The 12,174-nt window shown below is 73.7% G+C and carries 4 protein-coding genes; 3 read left to right on the top strand and 1 reads right to left on the bottom strand.

Annotated features, from left to right (window positions below; translation table 11 throughout):
* Positions 1-41 precede the first annotated feature (41 nt).
* Both ACIBAF_RS06310 and ACIBAF_RS06305 read left to right on the top strand, forming a co-directional pair.
* Complete coding sequence (locus ACIBAF_RS06310; protein ID WP_399461954.1) at positions 42-9,572, top strand: hypothetical protein; 9,531 nt, start codon at positions 42-44, stop codon at positions 9,570-9,572.
* 84 nt (positions 9,573-9,656) lie between these two features.
* Positions 9,657-10,106 carry a hypothetical protein gene (locus ACIBAF_RS06305; protein WP_399461953.1) on the top strand — a complete coding sequence of 150 codons (450 nt, stop codon included), beginning with the start codon at positions 9,657-9,659 and terminating at the stop codon, positions 10,104-10,106.
* Between the two features lie 43 nt (positions 10,107-10,149).
* Here the strand turns inward: ACIBAF_RS06305 and ACIBAF_RS06300 are convergent, their stop codons facing one another.
* Entirely contained in the window at positions 10,150-10,605 is a 456-nt protein-coding gene (locus ACIBAF_RS06300) for a MarR family winged helix-turn-helix transcriptional regulator (protein WP_399461952.1), read from the bottom strand.
* A 114-nt stretch (positions 10,606-10,719) separates the two neighbouring features.
* Between ACIBAF_RS06300 and ACIBAF_RS06295 the strand changes: the two genes are divergently transcribed.
* On the top strand, positions 10,720-12,171 hold the full coding sequence (locus ACIBAF_RS06295) for an MFS transporter (protein WP_399461951.1): 1,452 nt from the start codon (positions 10,720-10,722) through the stop codon (positions 12,169-12,171).
* Positions 12,172-12,174 lie beyond the last annotated feature (3 nt).

The raw sequence follows: 12,174 nt of genomic DNA, 5'->3' as shown, positions 1-12,174 counted from the left end.
CACCACCATCACCACCCCTCATCGACACACGAGGAGAGTCCGTGCTCGCTGCCTGGTACCTCTGTTCCTGTCTCGGTCTCACCATCCGGCAGAGCGCCGACTACCTGGACATCCTGGAGATCCTGCGCTCGAGGAAGAGCGACGAGCACCAACTGGCCGCCGCCGTCGAGAAACTGGTGGAGTGCGAGCCGTCGCTGCGGCTGCACGGACTCGCCCACGTCCTCGCGGCGGCGCGACGGCCGGCGCACGGCGGCGAACAGGGTGACGCCGAGGCCGGCGGGGGCGCGCTCGGCGTGGCCGCGCTGGCCATGGCCACCCGACTCTGCGAGGGCCTCGTCGAGTGGGCGGCCCCGGCCAAGGCCGGCACCCGGCAGAGACTGAGCGACCTGCTGAAAGACGCCCTCGACGGCTCCCGCCACCCGGAGTACGTCGAGCGGATCGGCACACTGCTGGGCGAATGCGACCAGCGGACCAGGTCCGTGCCCACCGAGGCGACCCCCTACCAGGACGTCGACGGCACCGTGCTCGAGACGCTCGCCCTCACCCTGCTCGTGGCCGCCGTGGCGCAGGACCCGGACGACGCCGCCAAGCTGTGCGTGGGAGACGACCGCCCCGAGGTCGTCACCGACGCGCTGGCCAACCGGCTGGGACGGCTGCCGCTGCTCGTCGCCGTCGACGCCGTGCTGGCCGCCTCCCCCGAGGAGGCGGACGACGCCGTACGCACGGCCGTGTGGCACGCGGGGCAGGGCTCCGCGGACCTCGAACCCGATCTGTTGACGGCCGCCGCCCGGTCCTGGTTCCCCGCCCGCCCCCAGGACGGGGACCACGCATCCGCCGAGGACTCGCAGGACCTGCAGGACGTGGAGGACCTGGAGGACCTCGCGACGCGCTTCGAGACCGAGCTGGGCACCGGCCTGCTGTTGCGTGGCTGGGCGGGGGACAGACGCGGTGTCGGTGCGCGCGGGAAAGAGGTGCTGACCCGGCTGGGCTGTGGGTCGGTCGGCCTCTCGGACGCACGGGTGCGGACCACCCTGTGGCAGCTGGTCCTGTGGGAACTGTTCGCCGAGGACGCGCCCGCCCAGGCGCTGGCGTCGGCCGCGCGCTGGTGGGGCGCGCCCGCCTGGTACGAGAACCGGACCCTGTTCGCAGGCGCGCTGGCCGTTCTGCCGTCCGCCGAGGCGACCGACTCCGAGCGGCAGACGGCCGTCGACTGGATCGGCACGATGGTGCGCAAGCCCTACCGGCCCGGAGGCGCTCCCGCGGTCACCTGGCGCGACGACCCGGACGGCCTCGCGCCGCACGTGGTGTGCTCGCCCTGGATGTGGCGGGGCGACAACCGCTTCTCCGTCAAGGGCAAGAGGGAGTCCCCGACCACCTGGTACCGGAGCTGGGACCACCTCGACCTGCTGCGGGTCACGGCGCTGGCCCCGGTCGCGGTACGGCTCCTGCGCGAGGCCCACGACCCGGTCCCGCCCCTGGACTTCGACGGGCGGCGGCCGACCGATCCGGCCGTGGCCTTCCTGTTCCACGCCAAGGACGTCTTCACCGACCCCAGTTGCCGGTTCTTCCTCACCGCCCTGCGCACCCAGTCCCGCCCGGACGTGCTGACCGTCGACGTCCGCCTGGCCGCGCTGGTGATGCACGGCCACCTCACCGTGGGACGAGCCGGGCGGGGCCTGTACCCCGAGCTCCCCGTGGCACTGTTCGCGGACTTCCTGATCGACGGCCCCGGCGACGTCAGCGAAGCCCAGGAGAAGACCCAGTGGTACCAGCTGTTCTCGCGCCCCGCGTTCAACGGCGCACGGGACTGGATCACGGACTCCGCGGCCGGCGCCCGGCTCACCAGCACCGACGAGGCACACGGGCCGCGCTGGTTCGACGGCAGGACGCCCCATGCCCGCCGACTGCTGACGACGGCCGTCGACCGTCTCCTGCCCATCGACCGGGCGGAGGAGGGGGCCGACGCCGAGAAGGCGCAGAAGGAGGGCAAGGCCGCCCGCCGACAGAAGTACGGGTCCACCAAACCGTTCCTGAGGTCGCTCGGCGAGGACTTCACGCCGGATCTCGTCACGGCCGCCCTCGCCGAGATCGACCGGGACTGGATGGCGCCGGACCGGCTGGGCCAGCGCGTCGAGCGCCACGACAGTCTGTACAAGGCCGCTCGCCGGCGTGGTGAGCCGGTACAGCCGGGACTGCGCCTGGACGATCTGCTGGTCGCCGAGCGCTATACGGCGCAGGCGTGGGAGGCCAACCAGGACAACATCGGACGGCTTGTCCCCGACCCGCTCGACAAGGAGGAGTGGAAGCACTACCGACCGCCGTTCGAACAGTTCCTCACCAACATCGGCGCCGTCCCGCTGACCCTGCAGACGCTCAGGGTGGCGGCCCTGCTGCAGGCGGAGCACCCGGAGACCATCCGCCACGGCGAGGAGTGGCTCACCTCCTGGCACCGGTTGATGGACAGCGTCACCCACAGAAACCACCTGGGCCGTTTCATCCGCAGGGCGGCCCTGGAGATGTTCCGGACACCGGACCGGGGCGTGGACGCCCAGGACCGTGTCCGGGGGGTCCTGGAACGGGTCGTCGCCAGCGTCGTGGCCTTCAGCGCCGAAGCCCCGCGCTACTACCAGATCCTGCTGTCGGAGGAGGCGTTGAGGCCCGGCCCCGACGCCGCGCAGCCGCTGCCGCCCGAAGGGATGAACCGGCTGCGGAAACAGGCCCTCGACGCGATCCGCCGCCGTAACTGGCACGCGCAGCGGGCCCTTGAGCCCACGACCGGTCCGTGGGAGGTGATCGAGGGGCGACGGTCCCGCGCCGATGTCGACGCACAGGTCCGCGCGTTCGTCGCCGCGGCGGCCACCGAAAAACTGACGTCCGACCCCGGGAAGACGCTGGGGGACGTCTTCGTCAGGTCGTGGGAGCGGTATGCGCTGAGCCTGCCGGGCCGTCCCGGGGACGAGCGGGCGGACCCCCGGCTGGTCGTCGCCCGGGGCGTGCGCCACCGGACCGGGGAGCCGTGGTCCGGTCTCGGCCCCAGCAAGCTGGAGCCCGAGGAGAGCGGGTGGGACGGCTCTGGGGCCACCGATCTCGGCGTCCTCTCCACGGACGAACGACAGGCGCGCCTCGCGGCATGGCGCAACGTCCCGCGGTCCCGGACCGTCCTGGGCATGGTCTGCGCGCGCGATGCCGCGCCGGCCGGCGTACGGATCAACTGGGGCGCCGGGGCGCCGCTGTTCGCCGAGGACGGCGGGAAACTGGGCGTCGGCGAACCCTGCGTGGTGCAGGTGGTGTGGGACCAGGCGCGTGAGGCCTGGCAACAGGCGGTCGGCGACACGGCGCGCCGGGCGGGCCGCGCCGATCCGCGCGACGGCGAGGTGCGCACCGCGCGCGTCCGCAACGACGACGGCACGGTGCGCGTCGCCGTGGACGGCGTGCCGGGTGACGCGGTCGACGGCGGGGCCGCCGCCGTGCTCTGGGAGCCGGACCTCTCGCAGGTGGTCGCCCGGCGGGGCGACAGCGCCGCCCCGACCGCCCTCGACACCCTCGCACGCTGGGACGCGGCCACGAACCGCTGGCTGCCCGTCGACCGTTCGCTGACCGAACTGGTCGCCGCCGACCTGCCGTACCTGGATCCCGACGACCGGCGCGCGACGGTCCTGGTGTACGCGGGCGGCGCGGACAGCCCCGAGGAGCCCGAGGCGCGGCGCTTCTCGACCGTCGCCGGCCGAAGCTATCTGCTGCGGCCCCAGGACTGGGCGGATCCGGAGGCGCTCACGGCCGTTCTCAGCCCCGCGGCGCACGGACCGCTCGCCCCCGAACAGGACGCACTCCAGGAGAACGGCGCGGCGCCCGCCCCCGGGATGCTCGTCTACGTGGCGTTGGCCGAGGGTCCCGATCGACGGCTGGACCTGCTCCCGGACCCGCCCGCCGGAGCGGAGCAGCGGTGGCCCGCCCTCGCCTCGGGTGCGGGCCGCGACACTCGCAACGTCGACTGGCTGGCTCTCTTCAACGAACCCGAGGCACGGCCGTGGCGGGCCACCGCCCAACGGGACGACACCAGGGCGGACAAGACCCTCGTCTGGCAGGTGCAGGTCGACGACCTCGCCGGCTATCCGAGGGGCGCACGCTTTCCGGCCCGGGTGACCGTCGAGGGAGTGGAGTCCGGCCACGGCGAGGAGCGGCTGTTCCAGCCGTGGCCCTGGGACGAGCAGGCCGCCCGAGACGTCAGGGTGATCGGCGACCTGCTGCCCGTCCAGCGCCTGGAGAACGCCGAACAGCCCCCGAGCGGGGCGCGGTTCGACGCGTTCTGGCAGATCGCACCGGGCGACACGTTCCCGGTGCGGTCCCTGGGCCGGCCCGGCGCCACGACGCCGACGGTCGGGGCCACGGCGGGAGAGGGCTTCCCGGTCCTGCTGGAGCGCTCCGGACTGCTCTTCGAGGACAGGATCACCGACGGCCTCACGCTGAGCGTCACGCGGGTCACCGCCGTGGCCGCGCGGTCCGACCGGGACCTGGTCCCCCTCCCGGACCAGGACCTGTGCGCGCGCCTCGGGACGAGCACACCTCCCGACACAGGGCTGGAAGGGGTCGTCGTCCAGCTGCTCGACGGCTCGGTCGACTCCTACGACGTCTGGCTGCGCGCGCCGGGCGAGGAGCCGCGGCTGTGCGCGCTGCCCGTCGCCTCCTTCCGCGCACCCGTCCGCGACGCCGGCGCCACGTTCCGCGGCACACGCACCCAGGACGGCTGGCTGTTCACCCCGCGCCAGGTACGCGGCGCCCCGCTGCACCAGGTGCGGAGGGTTTCGACGCTGCCAGGGCAGCCGTGGGAGTTCCAGGGGCTCTTCCGCCGCCCCGGGGACCAGGAGTCCGCGCTGTACACCCAGCGGCGCACCGGCGAGATCGTCCTGGCCCCCGCCCCGCCCCCGGCCGAACGCCCCCGTAGGCGGGTCAACGTGCGCGTCGCCGTCGGCACCTGCCAGGTCCGCTCGAGCGAGATGAAGCTGGTGCTCGCACGGATCGGCACGTCCGCGGTGGTGGTGGGCACCGTGCCCTCCGCCCTGGCCAGCAGGATCGTGGCCGGCAAGGTCCCGATCACCGGGGTCCACTTCGAGATCGCCTCGGACGGCCCCCACGAGGACGAGCCGGCCGACGGGAGTCCGAGCCTGATCGCGCTGCGCCGCGGCTTCGACGTGGGCCCCCGCCCCCGCGCCGCGTCGAAGGCCGCCCCGGATCGGCCGCGCACCCAGGACGACCTCTGGCGCCAGGCCTACGACGACGGGGTACCCCAGACGGAAACGGGCGAACTCAGCGGCAGAACGCTGATCGTGCGCGGGCACCGGCTCCCGGTACGCCGCGACGACGTTCCGTTCGTACGGGCGGTCCGGTACTCCCTGAACGACGTCAGGGCGCAGGTCGTCGTGGAGAACGGCGAACTCGTCGCCTCGTCCCGCCAGGTGCCGCCGCTCGACGCGGCGCAGTTCGCCCGCTACCTGTCCACGACGCTGTCCGCGAAGAAGGGCCGCGTGTGCGAACTGCGGCGCAGGCTGCACTACGTGGGGACCTTCCGGCAGGGCGGGGAGACCCTGTGGCACTTCGAGTGGGGGCGGGGCTACACGGTCGCGCTGCGCCCCGGTGAACTCACCTGCGACGGCAAGCCCTGCGGCGAGGCGTTCCCGCTGTTCCACGGCGACCAGTTGGTGCGGCTGAGCTACCGCGAGGAGGCGTCCGGCCGGGTCAGGGTGGACTTCCGCTCGGGGGACATCCGGGTCCAGGCCGGTACCCGGGTCGCCCACGAGGCACAGGACGAAGGCTTCCTCCACCAGGTCACCGTCTTCGCCGACCCGAGCACCGGCGACGTACGGATTCGCCGGGTCAGGCTGACACCCCGTTTCCTGCCGCGGGCCGACGAGCGGTTCCAGGACGTGAACATCGCGGCCCACCTCTCCAGGTCCGACCGGGAGAAGGTGCTGCGGCTGCTGGGGGACAGCGCCCAGGCGACGGAACTGTGCGTGCTGGCCCGCTTCGACCGCGACCAGTACCTCAAGACCAACGGAGTGGTGCGGACCTTCCGCTACGTGGAACCCCGGTTCATCGGGGCGCACGACGGAAGAGGCCCTGCCAGGAACCGCCTCTTCATGGTCGCGGACGGCATCACACGCACCGCCGACAGCACGTACCTCACCCTGAAGCTGCCGGAGTCGGTGCGCCAGCCCGAGGGCACCGAGCTGAAGGTGCGGGTGTACCCCCGTGACTTCTCCGTACGGCCGAACCTCCTGCCCCGGATCTACGACGAGGTCGGCGGCGACGGCAACGGCGCAGCCGACGAGTCCGACCCGGCCCTGCGGTACAGGGGAGTCGTCTTCCTGGTCGAGGTGAGTCAGGGCGCGACGCCCGGCACCTGGCGGGGCAGACTCACCTCCGCGCCCGCCAGGGACGCGCGGACCCTCGTCAGCGCCGTACGGCAGGCCGGAGGCTCGCTGCTCGCGGTGGTCGCCGACGAGCGGGGGCGGACGGTCGAGGTCCTGCCCGGTGTCATCTTCGAACTGCCCCAGGATTCCTGGAAGTTCGCCGACGAGGCGGGCAAGGGCGCGATCGTCCGGCTCTACCCGCGCGGCGGCGAGAGACTGTTCGTCGGCCTGGCCCAGCGACCCGACCACGACTACCTGCACCGGGACAGGCGGGGCCGCGTCGCGCTCATCGAGGAGTCCGCGAGCCGCGGCGACAGCCGCGCCGCGTTCCGGGTGCGAGGGCTGCCCGCCCTGTCCGTCGGAGTGGCCGAAGCCCTCGCGAGCCGACTGCGCGACACCCGGCTGCCCCAGACCGCCATGCTGCTCCGCTCCGGCGCCAAGGTGACGGCCGTGCCGCCCGGCCCCCGGGCCCAGGTGCGGGCCGCGAGGGTCGACGCGGGGAACAAGGACAGCGCGGAGGCTGTCATCAGGCCCCTCCGACTCGGCGGCAGCAAGGCGCCGGAGGGACCCGTCCCCTGGTCCCGGCTCAGCTTCGCCGACGGCTCCGTGGAGGACATCCGCGCCCACTGGGCCAAGCGCCGGCCGGACGGCGCCGCCGGGTCGGGAGCCGCCGAGCGCTGGCGCGCACCCGTCTTCTTCGACGACGACGGCAGCGGCGGCTGGACCCTGCGCTACCGCTCCGACCGGCTGCTGAGGAACTTCGCGCTGCCCGCGACCACGCTGACCGAAGTGCCGCGACCGGCCGGTTCCGCCTGGTACACCGTGGCCGGACCGGCACGGGACCACAGGGGCGCCGCCTACGGCCTGTGGCTCGAACTGAGCCCCGGCGCCGTCATCGAGGTCCACGGCCAGCTGGTCACGGGGCCGGCCGGTCACCCCCTGGCCCATCTCTCCTGGGACCGCTTCGGCCCGGGCGACCAGGTGCGCCTGGAGGTCGTCGGGGGCGCGCTCGCCGCACCGCGCGAGCTGCGGCTCCTGGACTGGCGCCCAGGTGCACGCGCCGCCTGGTCGGCCGGCCTGCGGGACCGGGTGTGGCTGCCCGTCCGAGCGCTGCCCGGCAGGAACGGCGTCGAGCTGGGGGTGAAACACTTCCGTTGCCGCTACCCCGTGATCGACCCCGCCGCCGAACTCGCCCCGGGCGGCTTCCTGTACTCCGCCATGCCCGGGGCGACGGCGGTCGTCCTGGACAGTGCCGCCAACACCCTGACCGGCGCCCCCGAAGCGGGTCCGGCGTCCGGCGACTGCGCCCTGCTCGGCCTCGACCCGCAGGGCGACCCGACGCTGCTCGGCCTGCCGCACCGCCGGGTCGAGCTGAGCGAGGCCGCGGCCGGATGGCCCGGCGGAGGCTGGCTGCGCGACCTGCTCGCTGACGGGCCGGCGGCGCTGCTGGAGCAGCTGGGCTGTCTGCCGGTGACCGTCGAGGAGTGGGGCGAGGAGTCCGTCACCGTGTCCCGACGGCTCCAGCCGGCCGGGACGCTGCCGGAGAGAGCGACGATGCTCTGCACCGCGCTGGCCGAGGCCGGCGGCGATCTCGTGGTGCGCTGCGGGGGAGCACTGCATCTGCTTCCCCTGCGGGAGGTCGTGCCCGGACTTCCCGAGCGACTGGCCGTCGAGGCCGCCCGCTTCCTCAGCGGCCTTTCGCCGCACGAGGCGCAGGAGAACAGACGAGGCCAGCGGCTGTGGTGCCAGTCGACGATCCCCGGCGACCGCGGCCCGCAAGCTGGCGCCGACCCGGTGCTCCACGTCCGTCTGCCGGTCGCCCCGCTGTCACCCCACGCGGACGAACTGCACGCCACACCGCGCGGGGTGCTGGTCCCGGCGGACGGGCCCGACCGGCCGCCGCACGGTCTGCTGCTGGAGGCGGACCGCGACCGGCGCTGGCACTGGATGCCGGTGGAGCGGGCCTCGTGGCTGCCCGACCCCACGGCCGGGGAGCTGCGCGCCGCACTCGTCGACGGCGCACGGCCTTTGCGCGTCCGTCGACTCGCCGACGACACGGTGTCGGTGCTGCACGCCCGCGACGTGGAGCGGGCGCGGCTCGCGCTGCGACCCGGCACCCGGCTCCGCGTCGCCCCCGGCAAGGACCGGGAGCGGACGGCGGACGGACCGCAGCCGAGGGTGGCGCGCGCCCTGCCCACCGGAGTCCTCGTGCAACTGCGGCCCGCCCAGGAGGAAGGCGTACGGACGGGCGAACAGCTGTGGTGCGAGGTGGAGCGGCTGGACACCGGGCACGGCCGGGGCGCCGTCCGCGTCGTGCCGGTCGGCAGCCGCCGGCACCGGGTGGACCTCCCCGAACGCCTCGCCGTGGACGCCGCGACGACCGCGGCCAAACAGCACGCGGAACAGCTCGCGACCTGCAAAGACCAGGAGGTCGTGGTCGAGGCCCGCCGGCTGCTGCGCGAGCCCGAGGTCCCGCTCTCGCCCGAGGCCCGCCAGGCCCTGCGGCGCTGGCTGACCGAGCACGGCGCGGCCGCGTACCACCTGAGCGCCGATCCCGAGGCGGCCGACCTGGATCTGGAGCTGACGGACGTCCTGGCCGTGACCCTCCTGCTGGAGCGGCACGGCCGAAGCAGCCCGCCGCACGCCAGGGGCGCGGTCCTGCTCGCCCATCACCTGGGGCTGCGGGCGACCCGCTCGCTGCACGTGGAGCCGCTGGTCCGGTCCTGGGCCTCGCTCGAACGGATCGCCGCCGACCCCCGCCTGGCGCGGCTGCGGTTCCCGGCCGAGCTGGACGACACCCAGCTGCACACCGTTCGCTCCTACGGCAACGGGCTGCTGAGCCAGACCGACGGCGCAGGAGAAGAGCACACCGACGCGCCCGTGGCCCGTGCCGCCCTCGCGGCGGTGGGCGACCTGCCGCCGGGCGAGGACCTGTCGAAGGGCGCCGACTGGCTGTCCCCGCTGGCGGCCCTGGGCCGGGCCCTGCACCCGCCGAAGGGCGAGGCCACGGCCCAGTCCGAGCTGGACCCCGGCCAGCGCGACCAGCTGCACACCTCGCTGGGCAACGCCCTTCACGTCCCGATCCCCCTGCTGGCCCACACCGGCGCCGTCCCCGCCCCCCAGCGGGACCTCGCCCGACTGGTCCTGGAGGAGGACATCGAATGAACGGCCACGGCCGCTGACCCGTATCTCTTGGCGAACGCCCGGCCACAGGCGTGGCCGGGAAGCGCGCCGAAAACGGAGTTGCACGTGCTTCAGCAGTCCACGGCCCGCCTCGTGCGCGGTGCCGCACTGGCCGGCAGCCTGGCCCTGCTTCCCCTCGCCGCCGCGTGCAGCGGCGGCGGCGGCGAGGACGACGCGTCCGCGAAGAGCACCCCGGCGCCCACGGCGGTGACCGCCGCTCCGGCGGCCGGGGTCGTGGCGCCGGCGAAGGTCGAGGTGATCGCCGGCCTGACCGGCTGCACCGCCAAGATCCGCATCGAGGCGGACGAACTGCGCCAGGGCGTCTGCCACACGGCGGAGGCCGACTACCTCATCACGACCTTCCCCGAGGAGCAGTACAAGGAGACGTGGCTGGAGTCCGCCAGCATCTACGGCGGCAAGTACCTCGTGGGCTCCCGCTGGGTCGTCAGCGCCAAGCCGAAGCTGCTGGAGCAGTTCCGGCCCAAACTCGGCGGCACCATCCAGCAGTTGGGCTGAGCCCGTCAGCTCTTGAACCCGAAGACGTCGTCGGCGCGGGCCGTCAGGGGCGCGGCCAGGGGCGGCCGCCGACGGCCTCGATGCCGTTGTTGAAGCGCCGCAGATAGGCGGCGAAGGCGGCTCTGTCCTCGTCCGGCCAGTCCTGCATCACCTGGTCCAGGACCTCGACGATGCCCTCGCGCTCGGCGTCCAGCAGCCGGGCGCCCTCGTCGGTGAGCCGGAACTTGCGGGCCATCCCGCCCTCCGGGTCCGGGATGCGCTCGATCAGACCCGCCCGCATCGCCGCCGCGGTCTGCCGGTTGAGGGTCGAGGCGTCCAGGCCGAAGGCGTCGCTGAGCTCGCCGATCGACATGGGCCCCTGGACCCGGATCCGGCTCAGCATGATGTAGGCGCTGCGCTCCAAGAGGCTGTTCTTGCGCCGGCCGCCCCGCTGGTTCAGGAACGTGTGGCGGCTGAGCAGCATCTGCTCGTACTCGACCTCGTGCGTCGGCGACTCCATGGGGCCATCGTGGCACACCCCTGTGCACCTCCCACATCATGTGCTTGATGCATACGACATGTACGATGCACATCCTTCACCGTCGATCCCCAGACACCACCGAGGAGTCCACCCATGGACGCCCCCCAGACCACGGCCCGCCCAGGCGCCGTGATCGCCACGCTGGCCTTCGCCGGCACCACCGCGGCGATCATGCAGACCCTGGTCACGCCCCTCATCGCCGAACTGCCGCAGATCCTGGACACCTCGTCCTCGAACGCGGCCTGGGTGATCACGGTCACTTTGCTGGTGGCGGCCGTGTGCGTGCCGGTCGTCGGCCGCCTCGGCGACCTGCTGGGCAAGCGCCGGATGCTGCTCGCCTGCTCCGTGCCGCTGGTCGTCGGCTCGGTGGTGTGCGCGTTCGCCTCCGACGTCGTGACGATGATCGTGGGCCGCGGCCTGCAGGGCGTGGGCATGGGCATGGTGCCCCTCGGCATCGCCCTGCTGCGCGACGTCGTGCCGGCCGAGAAGCTCAGCGGTTCCATCGCGCTGGTCAGCGCCTCCATGGGCATCGGCGGCGCGATCGGCCTGCCGCTGGCCGCCGCGGTCGCCCAGTACGCGAACTGGCGCGCACTGTTCTGGGGCTCCGCCGCCCTGGCGGCCGGCGTCGCCGTCCTGATCTACCTGCTCGTCCCCGACGTCCCGGCCGGCGCCAAGGGGCAGCGCTTCGACCTGCCCGGCGCGATCGGCCTCGGCGTCGGCCTGGTCGCCCTGCTGCTCGCGGTCTCCAAGGGCGCCGACTGGGGCTGGGGCTCGGCCACCACGCTCGGCCTGTTCGCCGTCGCCGTCGTGGCGCTGCTCGCCTGGGGCCTGTGGGAGGTGCGCACCACCGACCCGCTGGTCGACCTGCGCACCACGGCCCGCCCCCGGGTGCTCCTGACCAACGTCGCCTCGGTCTTCGTCGGCTTCGGCATGTACGCGAGCATGCTGGTGATGCCGCAGCTGCTGCAGTTCCCCGAGGCCACCGGCTACGGCCTCGGCCAGTCGATGCTCGCGGCCGGCCTGTGGATCGCGCCCGGCGGCCTGGTGATGATGCTGGTCTCCCCGCTCGGCGGAAAGCTCACCAACGCCCGCGGCCCGAAGTTCACCCTGGTCTGCGGCACCCTGGTCCTGGCCGCCGGCTACTTCGCGTCCATGGCCCTGATCGGCTCCGCCTGGGGCGTCATGCTGGTCACGATCATCACCAGCGGCGGTGTGGGCCTCGCCTACGGCGCCATGCCCGCCCTGATCATGAGCTCGGTCCCGATCACGGAGACCGCCGCCGCCAACGGCTTCAACGCCCTCATGCGCTCGTTGGGCACCTCGATCGGCTCCGCCGTCATCGGTGTGATCCTCGCCCAGATGACCACGACCATGGGCGGCCACACCTTCGCCTCCGAGGACGGCTTCCGCACCGCGCTCCTCGTCGGCGGCGGACTCGCCCTGGTCTCCGCGGCCATCGCCGCCGTCATCCCCGCCGCCCGCACAGCGGCGGCCGACGAGCACCCGGCCGACCCGGCCCTCGCGCCGGAGCAGGCCGAGGTCTGAGCC

Source organism: Streptomyces sp. NPDC051677 (assembly GCF_044453465.1).
Taxonomy (GTDB): Bacteria; Actinomycetota; Actinomycetes; order Streptomycetales; family Streptomycetaceae; genus Streptomyces.
The sequence above is the reverse complement of the archived record's forward strand: the minus strand, read 5'-3'. Positions and strand labels throughout refer to the sequence as shown.

What these genes read in the sequence shown, in the direction of transcription:
- ACIBAF_RS06295 (WP_399461951.1), top strand. Translation starts at nt 10,720, where the DNA reads ATGGACGCCCCCCAGACCACGGCCCGCCCAGGCGCCGTGATCGCCACG.
- ACIBAF_RS06300 (WP_399461952.1), bottom strand. Translation starts at nt 10,605, where the DNA reads ATGGAGTCGCCGACGCACGAGGTCGAGTACGAGCAGATGCTGCTCAGC.